The organism is Runella sp. R0.1_18, from assembly GCF_057652155.1.
Genome location: NZ_JBYFCK010000004.1, coordinates 465,036 through 490,254, shown reverse-complemented (window position 1 = coordinate 490,254; position 25,219 = coordinate 465,036). Strand labels below are relative to the sequence as shown.

Sequence of the window (25,219 nt, the reverse complement as noted above, 5' to 3'; positions counted from 1 at the left end):
CCCCTCTGTTGACCCAAATAAAATGTTTTTGGTTAAAAGAGGGGCGTTAGATAAAAGGTTAGACCCTAATTTCTACAAGTTTGAATTTCAGTTAATTATAAATCGAATTACCCAAAACCCTTCTAAGAAGCTTTTACAATTAGTCCAGTTTTCAAATGAAACTTGGAATGGTGAAGATTTTTTTGAGAGCATTTTCCCTTATATTGAAATTAGCGCGATTGATTTAGGCAGTGGTGAAATCAAGGAGATTAACCACGTTCCGATTGGAGAAGCACCAAGTAGGGCAAAAATGATTGTCAGAGAAAATGACATTATCGTTTCTACAACCAGACCGAATACAGGAGCAATAGCAAAAATATCTAAAAACCAAGACTTTAGCATTGCTTCTACGGGTTTCTCAGTAATCCGATACTTGAAAGTTAAGGAATTATTAAAAGAGTACCTTCACATTATTTTGAGGCATCGGATTTGCCTAAATCAAATGTCACAAAGAAGCAGCGGCAGAAATTATCCTGCAATTACTCAGGAAGAACTTGGAAATATAATAATTCCACTACCTACCCTGTCAATTCAAAATGAAATAGTCGAACATATCACCGATTTACGTCAAAGGGCAAAAACACTCGAAGCAGAAGCCAAAGAAGCGATAGAAACGGCCAAAGCCGAAGTAGAAAGGATGATTTTGGGCGAAAGCTAAGAAAATCGTAATTTCGCCAAAAAAACAAAAAGATATGGCTGCTACTGCGATAACTCACAAGCTCAACCCGCTACAAGTTAGCCTATTGCGGTTGTTCAACCGTGATATGTCAGACGATGAAATTTTGGCACTCAAGCGCGTATTGGTAAAACACTATTCTGAACTACTCCGTAATGAAGTAGAACAAGTAGTGGCCGAAAAAGGCTACACCCAAGCCGATTTTGATGCGATGCTCAACCAAGACAGCTAATGCGGGTAGTAATAGACACCAACTGTTTGCTGGCTTCCATTCCGCCAAAGGGGGCGTATTATTGGTTATATGAAGCCTTTGAGCAAGAACGGTTTGAGTGGGCTATCAGTAACGAAATATTGACCGAATACGACGAAAAAATTTCGGAACGTTATTCGAGTCGTACGGCTCATTTGGTGTTAACAGTTCTCACATTTGCACCCAATGCTTTGTTTTCTGAACCCTACTATACTGGCAACTCATAGAAGAAGACCCCGACGATAACAAGTTTGCAGACTTGGCTATTGCCGCAGGGGTAGATTATTTAGTAACCAACGACAAAGATTTTAACGTACTCAAAAATACCGATTTCCCTAAAGTAACCGTAGTGAGCTTAGACGAATTTAAGGTTATTTTACAAGCAACATAACAGAAACAGCCGCTACAAAGCGGCTGTTTCTGTTATTGGGGGCGTTGAGCAAATATTTTTATCTCTCTACTTAGAAATCTGTCTCTAAAATCGGCAAAAGCCTTCGTTTCGTGGTGGTTATGATTTACGTTTTATGCTGTCAGGATTCCGTACGAGTCGCCTTGGTTGTGACGATTTATTTCTTTAACTCGGCTACTTCTATCTTTTTCAAAAGTTTGTTCATAGCCTCAAGTTTTTTCTGAACAACCTGCTCGCCTGTCAATGGGGCAGGTGTATTTTGTTGATTAGATTTCATTGTTTTGATATTTACGGTTGATGATAAAAAAGTCATAGGGGTGGTTTGACTCAAACAATTCTACGGTTCGCCAATTACCATCAACAAACAACTTTTACCACAAAGCATCCATGTACCCTCATCGTCAAAACTTCCAAGACAGCTTTGATTGTTTGAATTTAGCCTAGTTTTGCCACCCCTATTTCACCGCCCTAAAACCAATTAATGGTGGATTAGTCATAAATTCGTGCCAGTAGTCAGACGAGGCTTGTGATGAATCTAAAAAGGGACCTTGCCATTGAAAATCTCGAAAACCTGCCTTGGCAAAGGCAAGTTCGTAAGTAGAAGGATGAAAATAGAAATTATTGAAGCTGAACTCTGTCCCGTCTAAATTGAACATTCGGTACCTAACAAATTCACCTTCGTTTCGCTGACTGGTCGATTCTTTGATAAAACCGTACTTGCGATAATTGAGATAATGATGGAGTTGGTTATGCGGATTGTCATTAAAACCTACAAATTGACCAGAAGGTGGGAGGTGTTCGTACACTACTTGACAAAACTGCTGTAAGTCATCGGCTGATTGCGCGTAGTTCAGCAAGTACATACCCACCACCGCGTCAAATTGCCGTCCAAGTTTCATCGTGAGTGCATCCTGCACCAAATAGTCACACCCCAAAGGCGCTTTGGCTTCTGCTTCTTGTGCAAGTTCAATCATCCGAGCCGATACATCCACGCCCAAGATGGTGGCAGCCCCCCGTTTTTTAAGCTTGCGGGTGTAGATGCCCTCTCCACAAGCTAGGTCAAGAATATTCAGCCCAGTCACTTCTCCAAGCAGTTGGTGAAGGGTATATTCTTCAATGTATTTTCGGAAGTCTAATTGCTTAGAATCTCGGTATTCATTGGCAATATTGTCGTAAGAATTAGAATCCATATCGTTGATTTTCAGAAAAATACGACAATATTTTCTTTCTTTACAAAAGCTACCCTACATTTTCATCGCCAAACGCTCAATCGCGTCTAGCAATGCCGTCAAATCTTCCTCGGTCGTTAGTGGATTCATCAACGAAACCCGCAAATACAATTTGTCGCGAAGCGTTGTTTGAACAATATAAAAAGCTCCTTCTTCCAGTAGTTTTTGACGAATGGCGGCATTCAACGTTTGAATTTGCTCCGCTGTGCGCCCCTCTCCCACAAACCGAAAACACACGATGTTGCTTTCGGGCGCTAAGGCCAACTCAAAACCTTTCCGTTCGTTTACGATTTGCGCAAAACGAACGGAAAGGCCGTGTAATATCTCTACATTTTCGGTAAAAATCTCCTCTCCGTAGGTTTTGAGAATGGCGTATATTTTTACACTCATCATCAGTTTCGTACACTCAAAAGTCCGCTTGCCTGAGTTAAACCATTCTTGCGAGCCTTGGTTTGCCCACAAATACTGCGCTTTTTGGTGAAAGGTTTGAAACGAATCTTGGTTTCTTTTAAAGAGTAAAGCCGTTGCCAACGCTGGCGTCAAGAGCATTTTATGCCAATCAATGACCACCGAATCGGCCCGTTCGATGCCCTTTACCAATGGTTTATAGCGTTCAGAAAAAACCACTGCCCCACCGTGTGCTCCGTCCACATGGAACCATAATTGGTGTTTTTCACAAAAATCGGCAATGGCTACCAAGTCGTCGTAAGCGCCTGTTGAGGTCGAACAAGCGCTTCCAACGACCGCAATTACTTTTCGACCACTTTGAACCGCTTTTTGATAATAATCTTCCAACAACTCTGTTCGCAGCTGAAAGCGTGCGTTGGTCGGGATTTTAACAATACCACCACTTCCCATTCCCATGATTCTTGCGGCACGGTCGATGCAATAATGTGCTTCTTCTGACACCAATACTGCCAAAGGTTGTTCGTGGCCATTTTCCCACACCTCTGTCTGAGTAGCACGAGCAGTGAGCAGCGCAGTGAGGTTCGCCAACGTCCCTCCCGAAGTCAATAATCCGCTGGCCTCCGCCCCAAACCCGATTTTTTGAGTCAACAATTCGCTCAAAATGCGCTCAAGGGGGTTGGACACCAATCCCATTTCATAGACCGCCATGCCATTATTTAACAAACTGGTCAGCATCCCCGCCATGGCTGCCATCGGCAACGGCGGCGACACTTGGTGCCCCATGTACCGTGGATGATGCAGATGGGTAGAGCGCTGGATCACTTCTGCAAAAAAATCGGACGACGCCCCTACGCCTTCTTGGGCATTCTGTTGCCAGAAAAGAAAATTTTCTTCAGGCGACTGGTAAGGAATGACCGTTTCAAGTTGCTGACTTTGCACAACGGCTAAATAATCCGCGAGCTGGTCAACCAGTCGATGGGCTTCTTCCCGAAAATGCTCCGCAGAGTACGCTTGTTGTAAACGCATAAACTTACTAACTTATAAATCTTCAATTCGGAATAAATGGAAAGGCAATAGATACGGGTCAAGTTCGATGTAGTTATACTCCCCTTTCCAAACGTACTTAGAACCCGTTAGCAAATCGTGGACAATGAAATCTTCCCAACCAGCTTTTCCAATTTTATGCAACGGAATCCGCACAGTATTACCTCGACGGTTATACCCGTCCAAATTCACCACGCACAAAATACGATTGCCATCGGGATGCGTTTTGAGATAGGCTAAAAGTTGGTCGTCATTGATGTCACAAAACGTAATATTATTGGTTTGTTGCAACGCTGCATTCTCTTTTCGGGCGCGGTTTACTTGCGTTATGACGTAGGTAAGTTTGTTGGTATGGTTCCAATCCCAGTGTTTGATTTCGTATTTTTCAGAGTTCCAGTATTCTTCTTTTCCTGGAAAAGCCTCATGTACCATAAATTCATAGGTAGGGCCAAAAATCCCGTAATTCGATGACAACGTCGCGGCCATAAAATAGCGAATCAAGAAATTAGGTTCATGCCCCGACTGCAACAACGGCGGGTTGATGTCGTGTGTGTTTGGCCAGAAATTTGGGCGGAAATAGTGTTTCATTTCCGTTTGCGTTAGCTCGGTCATGTACGCTACTAACTCCTCCTTCGACGTGCGCCAAGTATAGTACGTATAAGACTGATTATAACCACCTTTAGCCAACCGTTGCATTACTTTCGGGCGCGTAAACGCTTCAGCCAAAAATATCATATCAGGATATTTTTTCTTAGTTTCGGCAATTACCCAATCCCAAAATGCAAACGCTTTTGTGTGGGGATTATCCACCCGAATAATACGCACGCCCCACTCAGCCCACACAAAAATAATGCGACGAAGCTCTAACCATAAGCTCTCCCATGCTTCCGTTTCAAAATTGATGGGGTAAATATCTTGGTATTTTTTTGGTGGGTTTTCGGCATATTGAATCGTTCCGTCAGGGCGAATCTTAAACCATTCGGGATGATTTTTGGCCCAAGGGTGGTCGGGTGAACACTGAATCGCTAAGTCCATCGCAATCTCCATTCCGTGGGCTTTACACGCTGCAACCAAGGCTTTAAAATCATCGAGTGTTCCCAAGTCAGGATGAATTGCATCGTGACCACCTAAGTCAGAACCAATTCCGTACGGAACCCCTGGTTCACCAGGCTGGCACAATACATTGTTATTTTTTCCCTTCCGAAACTGCATCCCAATCGGGTGAATGGGCGGCAAATAAAGTACATCAAATCCCATGCGTTCAATGCGGGGTAACAAATCTATCACATCTCGAAAAGTTCCGTGCTGCCCAGGCTCTTTGGCAGCCGAACGCGGAAACATCGAATACCACGTTGAAAAGCCTGCTCTCGGACGGTCAACCCATAAGCGAAGTTCTTTATAACGAGTGGCATTTTCGCGGTGCGAGTAGTTCTCGATCCATTCGGCCATTTGTTCACCAATGGCCAACAGCACCGCGTCGTTGTAGCGTTTTTCATCTCTAAACAGCTTTATCGCTTCTTGAATCGCTTTTTTATCTTCTTTAGAGGCATTTTTCACCGTTTTTTCCAGCAAACTCGCCCCCACCAACAGCTCACTATTGACGTGCTGTGCATCGCGAATTTTGAGGGTAATTTCATGCTCCCACGATGCGAGATGATCTACCCATGCTTCGATGGTATAAAGATAGTCTCCTTCTTTTTCGACGGTAAATTGTCCTTCCCAGCGGTCGTTATTCACAAACCGCATGGGTACTTCAGACCATTTTTTTTCGGATTGATGCTTAAAACAGAGGCGTGCTGCGGTCTTATCGTGTCCATCACAAAAGATATCCGCTTCTACCTGAATCACTTCGTTAGGAACGGCTTTGATATAAAATTGTCCTCCGTCTAGCTCAGGAGTTACTTTTTCAATGATAACGCGGTTTTTTCCAGCAATTTCAGCGAGATTCATCATAGGTTTATTTGGTTTTACGCCCTAAACCTAAAAAAATACCCCGACGTGAACAAGCGTCGGGGTAGGGATTTATTATTTCTTGACTCAAAAACCAATCCGTTGTCGTTCGGCGGGAACTTGCGTACGTTCGCGTAGCAAATCTATGACGATTCTTCCTGCCAGCTTCTCTTTTAATAGCTGATTTTCAAGGCGTAGCTTTTCATTCTCCATTTTCAGTTTTTCGAGCTCTAACTGTTGAATTTGAGAAGTAATAACATCCTCTTCGCCCATTAAATGCCCCAATGAAGTCGAAAATACATGGGCAATACTTTGGAGCCGCGAAAGGGTCAAATCGGTTTTACCTCGTTCAATATCTCCATAGGCTGTGGTAGAGATACCGAGCATATCGGCCACATTTTCTTGCGAAAAGCCTTTTTCGAGGCGAAGGAGTCGGATTTTTTCAGCAATCGTTTTCATCATGCTATAAAAACGACGAAAGCTTCGCGAAGGTTCGCAAAGCTTTCATTTGTTGTACTCGTTTGTTGCGGCGAAAATTATTTCGCAGCTGAAGTATCAGCAGCAGCAGTAGTATCAACAGCAGCAGTAGTATCAACTGCAGCAGTAGTGTCAACTGCAGCAGCAGCTGTAGTGTCAGTAGTAGCAGCTTCTTCAGTTTTACCGCCACAAGCTGCTAGAGTCATCATACCAGCAACAAATAAGAATGCAAATGCCTTTTTCATTTTTTGTGATGTTTTTAAGGTTTCCGTTACAAAGGTAAATACATTTTTAATATTTGCAATGGTTTCCTTAAAAAAAAATTAAAAAATTATTAAAGTTCAAATTAATTCCTTGAAAAATACAATTTTTTAAGGTTTTCTCTTTTTAAAACAAGTAAAAAAGGAGCAAAAGTCACTAGTAATTCCCCTTAACTTTTTGATTATGTGCTAGTTTAATCAGTTTCATTTTTATTGTTTTATCAAAAATTTTTCATTGATTAAGCTCAAAGAAACAGCTTTACTTTTTGATTCAACTGGGGTTTTACGTATAATTGCTACTATACATCGCCAACCTTTTCAACGATGTTAAAGAGACGACGTTGATACTTTATTCACTTTTTCTATGAGAAGAACCTTGGTTATAGGTGACATACACGGTGGTTTGCGTGCGTTACAGCAAGTGATGCAGCGGGCTACTGTCACGACCGAGGATACGCTCATTTTTTTGGGCGATCATGTCGATGGCTGGAGCGAATCGGCCCAAGTCATTGATTTTTTGATGAAGCTTTCGTCAAAACAACCCTGTATTTTTATCAAAGGAAACCACGATTTATGGTGTGAGGGCTGGCTTGAAATGGGACTTGCCCCGCACCACTGGTTGCTGCACGGAGGAAGTAGCACGGCCAAAAGTTATCAACGCTACAACATTGAGGCCAAGCTGGCTCATTTGGCTTTTTTTAGTCAGATGAAATATTACTACATTGATTCTCAAAACCGTTTGTTTGTACACGGCGGCTTTACGTCGGTTTACGGCCCCGAACAAGAGGAGGATGAAACCATTTGCTGCTGGGATCGTACCTTGTGGGAAACCGCAGTTAGTATGGATAAAAACCTGTCTTCAACGCTTTACCCTAAGCGTTTTAAGCGCTTCAAAGAAATTTTCATTGGCCATACGCCAACCCTCAATTACCACACTGATTTGCCCATGCACCGTGCCAACATTTGGAATATTGATACCGGCGCTGCTTTTCACGGAAAACTCACATTAATGGATGCAACCACTAAAGAACACTGGCAAAGCGACATCGTCCAAAACCTCTACCCTGGCGAAGAAGGAAGGGGGAAGAAGTGAGTTTTTAAGTTTTCTGTTTGGAGGTTTACAGTTTGGGGTTTGGAGGTTTACTGTTTGAGGTTGCAGGTTTACAGTTTGGGGTTGGAGGTTTACTGTTTGAGGTTTGAAGGTTTGGGGTTGGAGGTTTGAAGGTTTCATTTTTGGAAAACAAAAAACCCAAAACAAGAAACAGGAAACAGTAAACCCAAAACAAGAAACAGGAAACCCAAAACAAGAAACAGGAAACCCAAAACCCAAAACAAGAAACAGGAAACCCAAAACAGGAAACAGTAAACCCAAAACAGGAAACAGAAAAACTAACGCATCAACTCCCGAAGTACATCCAACGACTTAATTTCTCCAAGCCCTTCCAGGTGGACTTTATAGAAAAAAATAAGGGCGTCCAGCAATTTGCTGCGTTGAAGTCGGTCTAAATGGACTCTGGCTTCGTAAGGCAAATGTATAAACACTTGTACTGCCTCTCGCATTTCGGGTTCGAGGGTATATGGATATAAATTCTCGGCCAGCTGCTCCTCAATTTCCTTGACCGTTTCGGGCCCAAAACCTAGAAAAAACGCAAATTTTGCCAAAAACTGAAGGTGAAAATTTTCGTATCCCGTTGTCGTTTCTTCCAAATATGTGATGGATTCGGTAAGAAATTCAAACAAAGGAGTATTAGTTTCTTCCTCTCTGAGTGTTTTAACCAAAAGTTCGGTGATAAAAAGCGCAATGCTCGATTTTACAAAATCAAACGGGAGACTTTTAAAAGGCAAACTACATTTAATTTCGGATAGACGATGGATGGTTTGTTCTTTACTCTTGTGGTACACCACTAAGTCGAGCAAAGTCAGTGGCTGAAACAACGCAATTCGGTTGGTTTTGGACTTGGCCGACCTTACACCGTTCACGATATAGCTCTGAATACCAAACTCTTCCGTGTAGATTTTGGCAATAATCGACGTTTCTCGGTAACGAAGGAAATTGAGGGCTATGCCACGGGTTTTGTGAATCATAAAGGAGATGATGGCGAATTGTAGGGCGTGTGTCGTAGGAATTTCAGTAATTTGCCGACCAAATTAGATGTCAAGTTTATGGAAAAATTGCTAGTAATTAAAATAGGCGGCAACGTCATTGATAATCCTGAAGCCCTCGACCGCTTTCTATCGTCGTTTGCGGGCTTGCCTCAACACAAAATATTGATCCACGGTGGCGGCAAAATCGCGACCCAAGTGGCCGAAAAGTTAGGCATCGAAACCTTGATGGTCGATGGCCGACGCATTACCGACGAAGCCATGCTGAACGTCGTCACGATGGTTTATGGAGGTTTGGTAAACAAAACCATCGTTGGAAAACTACAACAAAAAGACAGCAATGCGATTGGGCTCACGGGTGCCGATGCGGCCGTTATCAAGGCCCGTAAACGCCCCGTAAAAGAAATCGACTACGGGTTTGTAGGCGACGTCGAGGCAGTGAATAGCAACCAACTTTCCGCCTTTCTCCGTGGTGGTCTTGTGCCTATCATTGCCCCTTTGACCTTCGACCCTGCTTCGGGAAGTATGCTCAACACCAACGCCGATACCATGGCATCGTCGGTGGCAGTAGCCTTAGCGACCCAGTTTGAAGTAAACTTAGTGTATTGTTTTGAGAAAAAAGGGGTCTTGTCTGACCCTACCAACGATGACGCAGTCATACCTCAAATTGCCCCAAGTTCCTACCAAGCTTACAAAGCCGAAGGGGTAATTAATAAAGGGATGATTCCCAAACTTGACAATGCCTTCGCCGCACTCCAAAATGGCGTAGCCAAAGTAACAATTTGTCATGCCGACCAGCTTGCTACGGCCGTCAATGATGGCACTGCAGGCACCCAGCTCATCAACGAATAAAAAGTAAATATTTCTAACAACCATACTATTTTTTTATGACTGCCGAACAAAATCTCGCAAAACTTGGAATCACTTTACCACCTCCACCAGCCAAAGGGGGTGTTTACACACCTGTCGTTGTCACAGGAAATTTAGCGTACATCTCTGGACACATCTCCTTGGAACTTGACGGTAGTCTGATTGCGGGAAAAGTTGGCAGAGACTTAACCGCCGACGAAGCCAAAGAAGCCGCTCGTAAAACGGGTTATTTACTTCTTTCGACGCTTCGTTCGCAGTTTGGTAGCCTCGATAAAATCAACAAAGTAGTAAAAATATTGGGCATGATTAACGCCATTCCTGAGTTTGAGCAGCACGCTTACGTCATGAACGGTTGCAGCGAGCTATTTGCCGAAATTTGGGGAGATGAGCGTGGCGTAGGCGCACGCAGTGCCGTAGGCATGGGTTCATTGCCACGTATGGCCGCCATCGAAATTGAAGTAATTTTTGAATTGGCTGATTAAAAGCATGAGAGAGGTTGCTCACAACCGAGCCGTGTCAGGGCTGTGTTCGAGGTTGCTTACAACCGAGCCGTGTCAGGGGTTGCTCACAACCCCGCCCGCCGAGTATGAGTCTCTGGGGTAAGGTGTTAGACCCCTCCTTCGTCGGGGTGACAAAGTACATTGGGGTGACAAAATACCTCGCGATGACAAAATGGGAAACTCCCCAAACAAAAAGCCCTCCGAAAGCATCAAAACTCTCGGAGGGCTTTTGTTTCGCTCAAACGGTAGATTGTGAGCAACCTACCTCATATATGTTCACTACAGCTCAGCGACGTTGAATCGTACTTGAATACCACCAGAAGTAACGGAACGGCGATACGAGTTAAGTACGTAAGGATTGTTGAACGTACGGTCGAAATAAAACTGTAAGCTCCACAATTTGCTCACTGTATAATTCAACTGTGGGCGCAATTGGAAGTTATAATTCCCTTGCGTAGCCGTTGGAGGTTCCTCAAAACGACGCTGAATAGCGCGCGTATCCCTGATGGTAAAGCTACAGCGGAACTGCAAGTCATTTTTCAACTTCTTAAACTCACCATTGATACGGAACGGAATTCGTACGTTGTTGCGCGTGAAACCAATCGTTGCCGTTATGTCACGGTTAAACAACTCTGCCACTTGTGAGTTCGACAAATTGAGCGCCACGTTGCGGTCTTGGTTGTAGCTAAACTGCATGTCAATCTTATTCTGCGTACGGGCACGAATCCCAATCAAAGGCGCAAATTTCTCCGATAGTGAAATCGTACTCATCACAAACACAGGGATGGCTTGGCCATTATCTCCTGGCAATATCGCTAACGGATAGTTCATCACGGCAAGGTTGACATACATCGACTGATAGTCAAGCGATGAAGTAAAGTTCCCCACGCTGTAGGTTGATTGATAGCTATGCTCCAAGGTAAATGAGCTAAATATCTTTTTGAAAGCACCCAGCTGCGACAACCCGTTGTAGTCCACCCGCCAGTTTGGCATTGGGAAGCCTAGGAATGGATTGGTGCGTACTTTTGAGGGGTCTTTCTTCGGATCTTTACCGTTGTAAGCCGCAAAAAACGCCGCAATCAGTACATCTTGTGAATTAACATTGTACTCACCCAATGTAGCATTAGGGTTATCACGCAGGCGTTTTTCCGTCAAAATTTGCACAAAATCTTCGCGATAGGCTTTGAAGCGGTCGAAAATAGGCGACGTATTATCGTCATTAATTTTGGCAAAAGCCGTTCGGAACGACATAAATGACATTTGGAAATTACCGTTACGAATCGGGCTTTGGACTTCGTAAGGCCCACCTGGGGTAGAGGGTCGGTAAAATTCTCGATAGTCATCCCCTCGCGTTAAAGTCGCCGAAATCTGAACCCTGAAATCTTTGAACGGTTCCAAACGAGTGTTCATTCGGAACGTCCGATTGAGCGTTTGCATAAACGGCAAGTTGAGCATCGTACTTTTTGTCAACCAACCTTTATCGGCAGCTTGTCGGTGGAAATTGCGGTCTTGACTTCCCAATACAAAAGGTAATCCAGGGGCATTCATGGCCGCGTCTAGCCCAAATCTGTTAGGATCATCGGGCAAAAACCCTGGTAGGGTGGTCGTCTCTTGGCGCGAATAATCCACGTCGATACCACGTACCGTCATCAACAAGCGGGTGATATTTTTCAGCAATTTACTCGGTTCACGATTTATTTCTTCATCATCCCCTGGGCTACGCGCAAAGTTTTTCCTTTTGGGCGACGGCGTATTGGCAAAACGTAAGTAGCGGAGTTTGTTGTACAACATCACAAAATCCACTTTACCACGAATGCTTCGATCTAAGCTATTCCGAATGGTGTTTCCGTAAAAAATCCCCAGCGTATCGCTAATCCCGAGTGAATTGGCTTGGTATTGATAACCAATGTTGTGGCTATAATCTGCCGTCATCCAGTCGAGCAACGGGATTTTATCCAACGGCAAGCGGTACGTTAGCCGTAGTTTTTGGTCAAAGTTTTTAGTCCGTCCAAATCGACGTAAGTTGTTCCAAATCGAATCTTGCTTTGCTCGCGTGTCAATGTCACCTTGAGGCTCGTCCACCACGGCATTGGCCAACGCACTGTAAGACAACATGATGCTTTTGGTCAAATTCCACGACACATCATACGAGCGGTTGAATAAGAAGTATTTTTCGTACAACGGAGACTGCCCCAACGAAGTCAAATCGCCCGTTCGGTACAGTGTACGAACAAAACTACGATCGGCGTCAAAACGCACCGCCACCTGGGTTGGCAACAACGAAAGATTGAACTCTTTCAACAACTCTAAATAAGGACGTTCGAGGCTTTTTACAGTCTTAAACGGCGCCCAAGGCTTTTGCGGGAAGCTGTATTGGTACACGATACCTCCACGGTATTGGCGTTGGGTATAGTCTGCCAGCAAACTGCTACGACGCGTCTGCTCGTTGAAAGCATACGTAAACGAGAAGTTTTCAATGTCCCAGAGATGTCGTTTGGCATTCGGACCAACCTTTGTCTTTCGAACGTTTGAGAAGTTGATACCCCGTCGTTCCATTTTTTCAACTGCCGAATTTTCTAGCTGCATCCTTCGGGCATCATTTTCGGCATAATTGGCCAACGAAGTCGCGAGAGGTGTATCAGGGTCGTAGGGATTAAAATGAGGACGCACTTCACGCAGGTCGTAGTTGACATAAACAGGAATTTTGAAGCCCCATTGTTGTGGTAAAAACTTATCCAACGCCAACGCCGACGACAAGCTAAATTCCGTGGTATTGTCACGAGAGCGGTCGGCGAGTTTTTGCTGAACCCCACCAAAACCAAAAGTTGTCCATTTCCCAGCTACTTGGATTGTACCCAAATCTGCCAATTTAATATCAGCCCTAGCGATAGCCGCTGTCCCCGATTGGTTTTCAAACCCTTGCACGTGCAGTTCATTCACCCAAATACAAAAACTTTTGGCTTGTTGGTCATCCGAACGCGGATTCCGTAAACCAATCATGGTCACCATGATATTACTCAAATCGGGCCGTCCCACCACCGTAATTCGATAGATTCGTCCCAAAGCATCGGTTTTGGTAATGGTATAAGGCACTGTCAGCGAAGGGGCTGTTTGTCGATCGCGCTCTTGTTTGGCTTCGATAAGCCATTGCATTTCGATGTCAATCTCGTTTTGCTCAGGCCATACTTGCTCTGGAATGTCGGTATTCGGACGAGTTGCGCGTAATTTCGTTACTTCAACTTCATAATAATGCTCCGTCACATCCGTTCCCAAACGCAAGAAAGCCGACACTTGCCCGTCTTCGTCTTGATCGTTGTGCATGTGAACAAACATTTTCAACCGCTCACGGAAAAGCATGTTTTGGCTTGTCACGTTCTTAAACGCCGCACGAGAATCGCCATCACGAAGGTTGGTCACGCACAAGCTCATAGCTTGTTCGTTCAATGGGCGTTGGTTTGGCGTAGTATAATCGACGTCGCGCTGCCAACCTGGAGGCACAGCATAGATTTGTTTCTTCGTATCTGAGCCTGCTACTACCTTCGAGCTGTTTTCTTCAGCACTTACTGTCGCAATCTTAAATTGAGCATCGTAAGGCTCAGGCACTTCTTGCAAGCCTTTGGCATTGAGATCGCCTGTATATTTACGGTATTGTGTCGCCACCATTTGGAGTTGAGCAAAACGAAGTACCACAGGATTGTCCCAATCTGTCATATACATTCGAATAAACCGAATGGATTTAAACCCGTTGATATTACCCACCTTGCGCGTAAACTCACGTACAGGAATACGGAACAAATACCAGTTAACGTTGTCTCCTGCCCCGTTGGAAGCTGTCACTTTATCGACGATATAAGGTTTCCCAACGTCGAGTTGGCCAGGTTTCAGATCAACCTCGTACTCATAATACGCTTCTTGGTCGTTGATGGTATTATCGGTGTTGAGGTCTTCTCCATCGGGCAAGTTAGTGGCCGCTTCTGTAATCGCGTTGGTACGTTCAAACTCAGGGGTATTATTTTCCGTCCCCATGTAGTTTTTATAACGCTCTACAATTTTTTTATTGGCGCTATCGGCTTTAGCACTAAAATAAAACTCAAAGTCGTCACCAGAGGGGTCAGCCTCAATTCTTTGACGGGCTTCTGACTTTAGATTAGCGGGTAAACTTTGAAGATAATTATTAAAGAAGGTACTTTCTTCGGCGTTATTCAAACCATCTAGCCCAATATCTTGCTTTTCGCGTGCACCAGACTGGTTGGTAAAAGCATTAATGATAAACTGTTGACGTGTGCTGTATCCCCAAGGAGTCTGAGCTACCGTTGCAGTGGGTTGAGTTGCCGTAGGAGTCGTTGTTTTTTCTCCAACAGGTAATCCGTTCTCGAAGTCGTAACGTCCGTTTTTCATCACGTCTTCCGAAATCTCTCCCAAGTTAAAAAACAGCTTTCCTCCAGTTACGTTATTTTTGTTAACAAATCCATCTTTCACAACACCATTTACCCCTTCTTTGAATGGATCCATCATCCAAAATTCTAAGATTTCGACGTTGGCATTGTCAAAGTCCACATCCGATCCAATGGCACGGGTAATAGCCCCAAAGTTTTTACGAGGATTGCGCAAGCGCCCGTCAGGATCAAGGTCTGGGTTATAGTTGTACTGCCCACGCTCACTCGGAAAGTATGCTACGTCGAGAATATTTTCTGGCAAATTCACCAAATACAAGCCCCGTCCTGTGAAGATTTCTTGCGGTGTAAACAAGCGCTCATAAACGTTGTTAAAATCTTCTTGAACAATATTAGGACGCTGCGGAAGGCCAATCTGGGCGTTGGGAGAAAACGAAATATCAATGGAATAGGCCGATATTTTTGCCCGATTGTACCCGTATTCCAATGGGTTAGACAATGTCCCTTGCGGGAAGTTTTGCGGTGTGCCCCCCATCCGCCAACGAGTAGGCTGACGGGTCAGGTCATACTGAGTCCGTGCCGATTCAAAGTCATCGACCACTATTCGGTTTCGTACCTGTGGGTGCAAGCCTGCAAATGACTGTGCGACTTCGCCCTGAAACTGAATACTCGACATTTCTTTGGTCTGAATCAACGGAAGTTTATCCAGCAATTTTGTTAAGAACGGCGCATCTTTGCGGTAGGTAAAATCAAACCCAACGATGCTGTTACTTACAGGGTCGTTACCCAAAGCAGCACGCGTCAAAAACCCTGCGGGCGTTTCGCGTAGGCGCATGGCCGTCATCCCTACTTGCACATAGCGATTGATGGTGTAGTTGAGGCGTGTTCCTAATAAGGTACGAATCTGGTTTTGGAACAAATCGGGCTGTTCGTAGCATACTTCAATATCACGACCCGAATTAATTACACTTTCGTTCATAATCCGCACGGCAGACTGTCCTTCGACCATGTAATCTACGCCTGGGGTAAGCTGAACGCCACCCGCCCGTACAATCACCGATTTTTCGGATACCCCGAATGGCAACGGCACCGTTGCGCCTCCCATCGAACCTTGGTACGAGCCTTTCAAGAAATACTTATTTTTTTCCGTAATCTGTTGTGCATCAATCTGGGTAGAGCGATACAACTCGTTGAAAACGTACTTATTGGCAAGAACTTCATCACCCGTAAATTGCTTGGCTAAATTTGACCCAAACGGCTCCAATACAGGGAAAATAATCCGTCCGTAACGGCTATCAACGGTTGTTCCATCAATGAAGTCAAAGTTTCCGTCACCAATAGGCTTGCGGTTATTGTCCAAAACGGGGTCGTTGAGCGGGTTCAACTTATCGAGCCCCATCACGCGTAGCAGCGGGATATTGGCAATTGGCCCTTCCTGTAGGTTAGGAATATCCATCCCTGTTATATCATCCTTATAAATGACCCGAAGTTGGAAATTCTGTTTTCCCAATTGTGTGGTATTGAGTGAATAAATGTTTTTCATCATCAAATTCCACATGGGGTGATTGGTATTGTTACGAATCGTCGATGATTTTAACAATTTTAACACCAATACTTGGTCTTCGGGACGAGCTTGGTAATCTTCGGTCAGCTCCCCTACTTTATATTTTTGCCCGTTAAGGGTATATTCATAAGCAACGGCCAAGATTTCATCGTTCCGAAGGGGAGTCAAAAGCGACATATATCCCAACTCAGGATGAAATTTAAACTCCCGCTCACTCAAACGCCGCGCTCCTCGCAACACATCATAATCATCACCACGGCGAAGGTTGTACGACTGCTCCATGGCCGTACTTGTTTGGTCGGCTTGGCGTACGTTGGCATCCGTCGTAATTTTTTGGTACAACCCGTTCGATTTGTTATCCAACGGGCGAGTTGCGGCAATCGGTTGAACGTTCGGGTTGGCTGTATTAAACGGCTTAGGTTCTCCCAAGTCGGACAAACCGACAAGATTTCGTAGGGTCTCTGTGTTGTTGGTACGGTTGGTTACATATACTTCCAAACGCGTAACTGTCACTCCCGACATAATCATCGGCAAGTTACCCAACCAACGTTCGTAGTTCTCGCGAAAATATTGTCCTAAGAAAAAGTGGCGGTTTTCGTCGTAAGCATCTGCCCGAATCTCAAACTGACGGTTTTGGGCTCCTCCCCGCAGCGTGATACACTGCTGACGAGAGCGTTGTTGCGAAGCCACGACCGTCGCAGTCAAACGTCCAAAACGAAGGTCAACTTTTGCTCCAAACAAATTCTGTACCCCAGGAATCAACTGAGAAGGGATTTGCCAGTTGACATTCCCCGCCTGAATACCTTGAATAATACTTTCGTTTTCGGGGATATAATCAAGCGGCCCAGTTCCCATTTGACCGACACCCACCCCTTGTTGATTGAGTCCATTCTGCACACCTTGTCCCAAACCCGCCCCGTTGGGCATGTTAGGAACATTGGGCAAGTTTTGGTTCACTTTCCCTGGGCGGTAGTCGAGTTTTAGCTGATTTTCAAAATTGAAACTCGACTTGGTATCGAAGTTGGTCAACAAGCCCAATTTATCGCCAATCTTCCCATTGAAGTTGACGTTGATTTGTTCGTTAAAAATAAAGTTAGTAGCCCGACGCTGACGAATCGGAATCAGCGGGTTGTCGGTTTCTTGGTGCATGACGCCAAAATCCAACAACACAAAGCCGTTGGGTTTAAAGTCAATACCATTGCTCCCAAAGATTCGGTCGAACCCTGGAGGCAAATCCAATTTAGGCAATAGCCCCTTGGCTCCCAACGCCCCTTTTCCGTCTTGCTTCGATGAATAATCGCGCCAGAGGTAGTTAAAAACGCGGCGATCTTGCAACTTCTGAAAATCCTCGTAAGTCATACTCAGAGGATTACGGTAGTTGAGTGGCGGCGCTTTAGGATCACCTATGCGCTCATAGACCGACATTCGTCGGTTGGTGTCTAATCGAAACTCATTGGTGAGGCTTTTAGGCTCACGTAAAAAAAGTGAGGAACGAGGAGGAACATAATTGAAACGATTGCTTGGGCGATCGTCCCAACGAGAGTACAGGAATCGCCGACTTTGACGGTTCTCGCGGCTGGTGTCTTGAACGGCCGTTCTCCGACTTTGGTTAGAAGTCTGAGCTTCAGCAGATTCGGCACCCAGCCACAAGGCGGTTGACAAACTGGCGATAGCGTACGATTTAACAGAACTAAAATAGAATTTTTGTGTAATAATGCCCACGATGCTTCAACGGTCTTACGTACTCAAAAGCTTAACGGCCAAAACCTTGCCAATCGTCTTCGAGTAAACGGATATTTTTAAGAAAGCGGGCTAAAGATAGGGATAACTGTCGAAAAAAGTAAATTCCTGCTAAAATGCCCTAGGTGATAGAATGATTTGGGGGCAGCTTTTATTGTATTATTTCTCCCCAAACAAACATATCTTTGTGAAAGTAAGGAAAGAATAATTTAATGATTTTTTTACATTAAAATAGCTTATATTTTAAAATATTTTTTTATACTTCATTTATTTTTCCGATTTTTACACACGTTTTTCGGCGTTTCGCACTATTTTTATGCCATTGATCTGTTCCTATCACACATGAAATCATTGAATCGCAGACATTTTATTAAAACCACTTCAATGGCAGGCGCGGGAGTTTTAATGGCTCCCGCTGTTTTTGCGAACTCCTTCCCGACGGTTCGTGTACCAGCTGCCCAGCGTAAGTTCAACAGTTCGACGATTGAGGCGACCATTAGTCGCATGAAAAACGTCATCAAAGACCCCGAATTGGCATGGCTCTTTGAAAACTGCTTTCCTAACACGCTCGACACCACCGTTCATCATAAAATAAAAGACGGCCGCCCCGACACGTTTGTCATTACGGGCGATATTCATGCCATGTGGCTGCGCGACAGCACCGCTCAGGTATGGCCTTATTTGCCGTTAATCAAGCAAGATGAGTCATTGAAAAAACTCATTGCGGGGGTAGTCAATCGCCAAACAGAGTGCATTTTGATTGATCCTTATGCGAATGCGTTTAACGACGGCCCTGGGCATAGCGAATGGTTGAAAGACCATACCGATATGAAGCCCGAGTTGCACGAACGTAAGTGGGAGTTAGATTCGCTTTGTTATACGGTTCGGTTGGCGTATCACTATTGGAAAACCGCCCAAGACACGAGTGTTTTTGACGACAAATGGCTCAAAGCCGCTCAGCTTATCATTGCGACTTGCCGCGAACAACAGCGTTTGAAAGGGCGAGGCCGCTACAGTTTTGGACGTACGACTTCTTGGTCAACGGATACCGTCCCAGGCAATGGTTACGGCAACAACACCAAACCCAACGGACTCATTCACAGCATTTTCAGACCATCAGATGACGCTACGCTGTACCCGTTTTTGATTCCCTCAAATCTGTTTGCTGTCGTTTCTTTCCGCCAAATGGGTGAAATTGCTGAGACTGTTTATAAAAATGCTGCGTTTGCCCAAGAATGCCGTGCGTTTGCCAATGAAGTCGAACAGGCCATCAAAAAATACGCTATTATCAACCACCCAACCTTCGGGCCAATGTACGCGATGGAAGTGGATGGGTTTGGCAACTGCCTTTTCCAAGACGATGCCAACGTTCCCAACTTGCTCGGTTTGCCTTACTTGGGCGCTGTAAACGCCAATGATAAGATTTACCAAAATACGCGGCGGTTTATATTGAGTGATTCCAACCCTTATTTCTTCCGTGGAAAAGCGGCCGAAGGTATCGGTAGCCCACACACGCTGGTGAATCAGATTTGGCCGATGAGTATTATCATGCGGGCCATGACCTCTACCAACGACCAAGAAATAGCTGCCCAGCTTCGGTTCTTAAAATCGACCCACGCAGGAACGGGCTTCATGCACGAGTCATTTGATAAAGACGACGCCTCGAAGTTTACCCGTAAATGGTTTGCGTGGGCCAATACCCTTTTTGGTGAGTTGCTACTCAAGATTGAGCGCGAGCGTCCACATTTACTTAGCTAGTCATTTATGTACTTACTGCCTAACTTATAAACTACCCATCTCTCAAGCCTCCTCTGGGGGCTTGGGGTTTTTATGCCGTATGAAAAAAACACTTTTATCCGTCGGAATTTCTTTGTTGAGCCTCGCTACTTTGGCCCAACAACACTCAGAACAAAACCACAGCAAATACGTGGTTCCGTCTGACCCGAAAGTCAGAGAGAAACTAGGTCAGTGGCAAAACGTAAAGTTTGGCTTACTCATGCACTGGGGTACATACAGCCAATGGGGCATCGTTGAGAGCTGGAGCTTATGTCCCGAAGATGAAGGATGGTGCGAGCGCCGGGGGCCGTACAAAGACAATTGGTACGAGTACAAAAAAGCATACGAACGACTCCAGTACACGTTCAATCCTACCCAATTTGCTCCTGAAAAATGGGCGACTGCCGCCAAAAATGCGGGGATGAAGTACGTGGTTTTTACCACCAAACACCACGATGGATTCTGTATGTTTGACTCTAAATACACGGATTATAAAATCACCAAATCGCCGTTTTCTTCCAATCCTCGCAGTAACGTAGCAAAAGAAATCTTTGGTGCCTTTCGCAATGAGGGCTTTATGGTAGGTGCTTACTTCTCAAAACCCGACTGGCATACCGATGATTATTGGTGGTCGTATTTCCCGCCTAAAGACCGTAACCCATCGTATCACCCTAAAAAGTATCCTCAGAAATGGGAAAGCTTTAAGAAGTTTACCTACAACCAGATTGAGGAGTTGATGAGTGACTACGGAAAGGTTGACATTCTTTGGCTCGATGGCGGTTGGGTTCGTCCGTTTAGCACCATTGACACGACCATTTCGTGGCAAAAAACCATACCTTTTGACCAAGATATCGACATGGCCAAAATCGCTAAGCGTGGCCGTGAATTACAGCCTGGCCTTCTGGTCGTGGATAGAACCGTATCAGGTGAGTTTGAAAACTACGTAACGCCTGAGCACCAAATCCCTGACAGCTATATGCCTATTCCGTGGGAAACCTGCATGACCATGGGCGACTCTTGGAGCTATGTACCAAAGGAAAATTACAAATCAGCGCGAAAGTTAATTCACATTTTGGCGGATATTGTTTCAAAAAATGGCAATTTGCTACTCAATATCGCTCCTAGCCCAGAAGGTGATTTTGACGCCGAAGCGTACCAGCGTTTGGAAGAAATTGGCAAATGGATAAAGATAAACGGAGAAGCGATTTACGAAACACGCGGCGACAATGTAGTTGGCAAACAAGGTAAGTTTGTGTTTACGCACAAAGGAGATAATGTAACATACGCCATTTACTGCGCCGACGAAAAAGAAAGCTTTCCGCTGTCGTTTGACCTTGAAAAAATAAACTTGACCAAAACCTCTAAAATCAACCTTTTAGGGCTTCCTGATAATTTGAAATGGGTGCAAAAAGAGGGAAAAATTACGGTTCAAATTCCCCAAAAATTAGCCCAAAAAGTACCTAATAACTATGCTTGGGTACTAAAGATTACGAAGTAAGTAAACAAGCAAATCCAAACCTTATGGGTTTCAAAAACCTGTAAGGTTTAAAGGTTTAAACCCCAATCAACCTAAAAACCATGAGTACAAGAAGAAACTTTCTCCGTTGGTCAGCATTAAGTATGCCCCTTTTATCAATGGGAAAATTATTTGCTAAATCATCGCCTTCAGTCGTTACCAAACCCATCGTCGTTTCGACTTGGGACAGCGGTTTACCTGTGAATGCAGTCGCCTGGAAAGTCTTAAAACAACCCAACAGCCGCGCCCTTGATGCAGTTGAAGCAGGTGCTCGTTCGATTGAAGATACCATCAATTGCTGCGTTGGCTTGGGCGGCAACCCCGACCGCGAAGGCAAAGTTACACTCGACGCCAGCATCATGGACGACAAGTTTAACTGCGGGTCAGTAATGGCATTGGAGCAAATAAAACACCCGATTTCGGTAGCTCGCAAAGTGATGGAAACGACTCCCCACGTTCAGCTTGTAGGCGACGGAGCGCTTCAGTTTGCCCTTGAAAGTGGTTTTCAGAAAGAATCAGGAAAACTGTCGGCCGACGCCGAAAAGACCTACAAACAGTGGCTTAAAAAATCGGAATATAAGCCTGTTATCAACATCGAACAGCAACAGGGCAAAGGACAAAAAACCAAAGCTGGACACGGGCCTTTTGCGCCTAATTTCTTCGACGATGGTAGCTTTAACCACGACACTATGGGGACGATTGCGATGGACGCCACGGGCAACCTGTCGGGAGCTTGTACGACCAGCGGTATGGGTTTCAAAATGCGGGGTCGCGTGGGGGATTCGCCCATTATCGGTGCGGGGCTGTACGTGGACAATGAAGTAGGCGCTGCTACAGGTTCTGGTCAAGGTGAAGAAGTGCTCCGCGTGGCGGGGGCTTTTTTGATTGTTGAAATGATGCGCCAGGGCAAAAGCCCCGAAGACGCCTGTAAAATTGCGGTAGAACGCATCGTCAAAATTAACCCCACCAAAGCCAAAGATTTTCAGGTAGGTTTTATTGCAATCAATAAACAAGGCGAATACGGCGCTTACTCTCTCCATCACGGATTCAGCTACGCCGTTACCCTCGCCGACGATGGGGGCAAGGTATTTATGGCCAAGAGCCATTTTCCAAAAGCTTAATCAAACCCCAAAAGCCGTCGCTCGTGTTGCATGAATGGCGGCTTATTTTTAACTCCATCTGTGTGCCTCTTTCTGCCCTACCTCTGTGCGCATTTGTGAGGGATAGCTTTCCACACAGAAACCCACAGATAGAATCTCACAGAAAAAGCACAGAGTTTTTCTGTTTCTTCGATGAAAAAAATATTCATTTTCTCTCTTTTTCTTACTCAATTTACATTCGCCCAATACCAACCCAACTGGCAAAGCCTCGACCAACGCCCTACGCCTGCTTGGTTTGAAGATGCCAAATTTGGGATATTTATTCACTGGGGCGTCTTTTCTGTTCCTGCGTGGGCGACAAAATCCAATGCTGATGGTTTTGGAAGCGGTTACTCAGAATGGTACTGGCAACGGCTTTTTGCGCCTAACCTCAAAATTCATCCTGAGTTTGTGGAGTTTCACAAAAAAAACTACGGCACTCGAACGTACCAAGATTTTGCCCAAGACTTTAAAGCGGAACTATTTAGTCCCGACGACTGGGCGAAGATGTTTGAGCAAGCAGGTGCTAGATACGTAGTGCTTACCTCCAAACACCACGAAGGTTTTACAATGTGGCCTAGCCCACAGTCGTGGAACTGGAACGCCGTCGATGTGGGGCCTCACCGTGATTTGGCGGGCGATTTGGCCAAGTCGGTCAAAGCCCGTAATCTTCGGATGGGATATTATTATTCACTGTACGAGTGGTTCAATCCTGTCTATAAGTCGAACGTCAATCAGTACGTCAACGAGCGCATGATTCCCCAAATGAAAGACCTTGTGTCGCGATACCAACCCGATATCTTATGGACCGACGGCGAGTGGGATCATCCTGCCAAGACGTGGCGTAGCGAGGAATTTTTGGCGTGGCTCTACAACGAATCTCCCGTTAAAAACAGCATCGTTGTCAACGACCGCTGGGGCAATGACACCAAGAGCCAACACGGGAGTTTTTACACTTCCGAATACGGGCACGGCGGAGCCGACAACAAAGAGGTAACGGGCTTTGTGCGCCCTTGGGAAGAATGCCGAGGTATGGGGGAATCGTTTGGGTACAACCGCAACGAAAATCTCGACAGTTATCAAACGGGCGAGCAACTCGTCCATCAACTCATTGATATTGTAGCCCGTGGTGGCAATTTATTGCTCAACATCGGCCCTACCGCCGACGGTCGCATTCCTGTGATTATGCAAGAACGGCTGCACGAAATAGGCCATTGGTTACGCGTCAACGGAGACGCCATTTACGGAACACGCAAATGGGAAAAAGCCCCGCCATACAACAAAGATTCGCAGGTTTATTTTACCCAAAAAGGCAGCACATTGTACGCGATTGCTCGTTCGTGGCAAAATGAAATTGTAATTTCTAACGTTCCCAAACCAACCAAAGTAAGCCTGCTTGGTTTCAAAGGAGAGGTAAAATTTAGCTACAAAAACAACGTTTTACGCATTCTCGCCCCTTCAGTCAATCCAAGTAACATTCCTTGTCAATACGCTTGGACGTTTGAAATAACGCCTTAATTACCAACCCAATAAAAAGCAAACGGCCTTCTATCTTTATAAAGCGTAGAAGGCCGTTTGCTTTTTACTGGGTTTGAACGGATAACAAATAACGATTAACTTGCACTTTAGCACTTAGAATGGATTACTGAATTTGGGATCGGAGGCAATACCTGTATCCGTAAGTGTTTTCATAAAAGCAACAAGCGCGTTTTTCTGGGCTTGCGTCAGGTTCAAACGGCGTGGCTGCCCATTTGGCCCGCGCAACTGCGGCGATAAATTAGCATGAGGTTTCACTTGGCTGTTGTAGTGTTCAACTACCTGCTCCAACGTCGCAAATCGCCCGTCGTGCATATACGGTGCCGACTTCTCAATGTCACGCAATGAAGGTACTTTGAAGAGGCCATTTTGTACGGCATTTTTGGTAATTGCCCCAACGCCATTGTCGGTCGAAACAACATCTAGCCCATTGTTACGGGCTCCTGCCGCCGTAAACGTCTCTGTCCCGTGACATGCACCACAGTTACCTGGCCCAAAAAACAATTGTTTCCCTTGGTTTTCTTCCGCCGAAAAGTTAGCAAAATTAACATTAGCAGGGTTTTGATTTACCGCTAAAGCTGCCCTGCCTATATCGTATTTGGTTCGGTACGACACCATCGAACGGATAAACTGTGCCAACGCCCTAACAACGCGAGCCGAGTCGATGGTCGGTGTGCCGTACGCATTTTGGAATAGACCTGGATAATAATTCAAGGTTCGGAGCTTTGCTACGGCACTTGGCATTGTCATACCCATTTCCACGGGGTGAACAATTGGCTGTGAAGCTTGGGCTTCGGCCGAGACCGAACGCTCATCCCAAAAAAAGCGCCCATTTGGGTAATAGCGCGCATTGATGAGCGACATGGAGTTGCGGGTAGTAAGCCCTCCTGCAAACCCTCGGCTAAAGCGCGCAGGGTCTGAAAAAGCATTGGCTTGTTGGTGACACGAAGCACAGGCGGTCGTATTATTTAAACTCAAACTTTTGTCATAAAAAAGCACTCGCCCGAGTGTAGCGCCGTGGTCGGTAATCTGATTATTGGGTGGCGTATTGTTTTGACCTGCCACTTGGGGCGTTGTGAGGTAGGCAGGCAGCACTTGAGCGGCGTAATTAAACGGCGTTGCGGGTAAAGTAGGGATCGCATCTACTCTGGCATTCTGCCCCCCCATACCCGCAGAAACGGCTTCGGTAGATACATTTTCTTGTTGGCAAGCAACCGTTAATCCAAAAACGGCAGCAGTGACTAGGGTTCCGAGCGCATTTGTTTTCATAGATAGAAGTCTAGTTTGAGGTAAACACTGCTTCTTTAGATGTATCTTCTGCTAAAAACTTGCGGCCGTT

At 45.2% G+C, this 25,219-nt stretch carries 19 protein-coding genes; 11 read left to right on the top strand and 8 right to left on the bottom strand.

The window, feature by feature from the left end; all coding sequences use genetic code 11:
• Positions 1-22: 22 nt before the first annotated feature.
• Genes AC23P2_RS09920 through AC23P2_RS09905 form a run of 4 tightly spaced genes read left to right on the top strand, consistent with a single transcriptional unit; the run spans position 23 to position 1,356 of the window.
• Complete coding sequence (locus AC23P2_RS09920; RefSeq protein ID WP_487773041.1) at positions 23-697, top strand: restriction endonuclease subunit S; 675 nt, start codon at positions 23-25, stop codon at positions 695-697.
• Between the two features lie 34 nt (positions 698-731).
• The gene (locus AC23P2_RS09915; protein ID WP_487773040.1) at positions 732-947 is read left to right on the top strand and encodes a hypothetical protein; all 216 of its coding nucleotides are present in this window, start codon (positions 732-734) and stop codon (positions 945-947) included.
• Positions 947-1,192 carry a PIN domain-containing protein gene (locus AC23P2_RS09910; RefSeq protein ID WP_487773039.1) on the top strand — a complete coding sequence of 82 codons (246 nt, stop codon included), beginning with the start codon at positions 947-949 and terminating at the stop codon, positions 1,190-1,192. Before AC23P2_RS09915 ends, AC23P2_RS09910 begins: the two co-directional genes overlap by 1 nt.
• A 32-nt stretch (positions 1,193-1,224) precedes the next feature.
• Entirely contained in the window at positions 1,225-1,356 is a 132-nt protein-coding gene (locus AC23P2_RS09905) for a hypothetical protein (RefSeq protein ID WP_487773038.1), read from the top strand.
• A gap of 473 nt (positions 1,357-1,829) precedes the next feature.
• On the opposite strand, the gene AC23P2_RS09900 is transcribed toward AC23P2_RS09905, so the two are convergent.
• From AC23P2_RS09900 to AC23P2_RS09880, 5 genes are all read right to left on the bottom strand, one after another.
• A complete protein-coding gene (locus AC23P2_RS09900) occupies positions 1,830-2,564 on the bottom strand; it encodes a class I SAM-dependent methyltransferase (protein WP_487773037.1) in 735 nt (244 codons plus the stop codon).
• A 54-nt stretch (positions 2,565-2,618) separates the two neighbouring features.
• Entirely contained in the window at positions 2,619-4,037 is a 1,419-nt protein-coding gene (locus AC23P2_RS09895; protein ID WP_487773036.1) for a pyridoxal phosphate-dependent decarboxylase family protein, read from the bottom strand.
• 12 nt (positions 4,038-4,049) lie between these two features.
• Positions 4,050-6,008, bottom strand: coding sequence for an alpha-1,4-glucan--maltose-1-phosphate maltosyltransferase (locus tag AC23P2_RS09890; RefSeq protein ID WP_487773035.1), 1,959 nt, complete (start codon positions 6,006-6,008; stop codon positions 4,050-4,052).
• A gap of 84 nt (positions 6,009-6,092) precedes the next feature.
• The gene (locus AC23P2_RS09885; RefSeq protein ID WP_487773034.1) at positions 6,093-6,467 is read right to left on the bottom strand and encodes a helix-turn-helix domain-containing protein; all 375 of its coding nucleotides are present in this window, start codon (positions 6,465-6,467) and stop codon (positions 6,093-6,095) included.
• 74 nt (positions 6,468-6,541) lie between these two features.
• On the bottom strand, positions 6,542-6,727 hold the full coding sequence (locus AC23P2_RS09880) for a hypothetical protein (RefSeq protein WP_487773033.1): 186 nt from the start codon (positions 6,725-6,727) through the stop codon (positions 6,542-6,544).
• 379 nt (positions 6,728-7,106) lie between these two features.
• On the opposite strand from AC23P2_RS09880, the gene AC23P2_RS09875 reads away from it, so the two are divergent.
• A complete protein-coding gene (locus AC23P2_RS09875) occupies positions 7,107-7,835 on the top strand; it encodes a metallophosphoesterase family protein (protein WP_487773032.1) in 729 nt (242 codons plus the stop codon).
• Positions 7,836-8,131: 296 nt separating this feature from the next.
• Here the strand turns inward: AC23P2_RS09875 and recO are convergent, their stop codons facing one another.
• A complete protein-coding gene (recO, locus tag AC23P2_RS09870; protein WP_487773031.1) occupies positions 8,132-8,827 on the bottom strand; it encodes a DNA repair protein RecO in 696 nt (231 codons plus the stop codon).
• Positions 8,828-8,905: 78 nt separating this feature from the next.
• Here recO and argB point away from each other — a divergent pair, with 78 nt between their 5' ends.
• Entirely contained in the window at positions 8,906-9,697 is a 792-nt protein-coding gene (gene argB / locus AC23P2_RS09865) for an acetylglutamate kinase (protein ID WP_487773030.1), read from the top strand.
• Between the two features lie 35 nt (positions 9,698-9,732).
• Entirely contained in the window at positions 9,733-10,197 is a 465-nt protein-coding gene (locus AC23P2_RS09860) for a RidA family protein (RefSeq protein ID WP_028522147.1), read from the top strand.
• Positions 10,198-10,494: 297 nt separating this feature from the next.
• Here AC23P2_RS09860 and sov read toward each other — a convergent pair whose 3' ends face one another.
• The gene (sov, locus tag AC23P2_RS09855; RefSeq protein ID WP_487773029.1) at positions 10,495-17,895 is read right to left on the bottom strand and encodes a T9SS outer membrane translocon Sov/SprA; all 7,401 of its coding nucleotides are present in this window, start codon (positions 17,893-17,895) and stop codon (positions 10,495-10,497) included.
• A 360-nt stretch (positions 17,896-18,255) separates the two neighbouring features.
• Here sov and AC23P2_RS09850 point away from each other — a divergent pair, with 360 nt between their 5' ends.
• From AC23P2_RS09850 to AC23P2_RS09835, 4 genes are all read left to right on the top strand, one after another.
• Positions 18,256-19,671, top strand: coding sequence for a glycoside hydrolase family 125 protein (locus AC23P2_RS09850; RefSeq protein WP_472490828.1), 1,416 nt, complete (start codon positions 18,256-18,258; stop codon positions 19,669-19,671).
• A gap of 79 nt (positions 19,672-19,750) precedes the next feature.
• The gene (locus AC23P2_RS09845) at positions 19,751-21,187 is read left to right on the top strand and encodes an alpha-L-fucosidase (protein WP_472490829.1); all 1,437 of its coding nucleotides are present in this window, start codon (positions 19,751-19,753) and stop codon (positions 21,185-21,187) included.
• A gap of 80 nt (positions 21,188-21,267) precedes the next feature.
• Complete coding sequence (locus AC23P2_RS09840) at positions 21,268-22,326, top strand: isoaspartyl peptidase/L-asparaginase family protein (protein WP_472490830.1); 1,059 nt, start codon at positions 21,268-21,270, stop codon at positions 22,324-22,326.
• A gap of 171 nt (positions 22,327-22,497) precedes the next feature.
• Complete coding sequence (locus AC23P2_RS09835) at positions 22,498-23,862, top strand: alpha-L-fucosidase (RefSeq protein ID WP_487773028.1); 1,365 nt, start codon at positions 22,498-22,500, stop codon at positions 23,860-23,862.
• A gap of 114 nt (positions 23,863-23,976) precedes the next feature.
• Here AC23P2_RS09835 and AC23P2_RS09830 read toward each other — a convergent pair whose 3' ends face one another.
• Positions 23,977-25,149 (bottom strand): cytochrome-c peroxidase, encoded by a 1,173-nt coding sequence (locus AC23P2_RS09830; RefSeq protein WP_487773027.1) that lies wholly within the window; start codon positions 25,147-25,149, stop codon positions 23,977-23,979.
• Positions 25,150-25,219 lie beyond the last annotated feature (70 nt).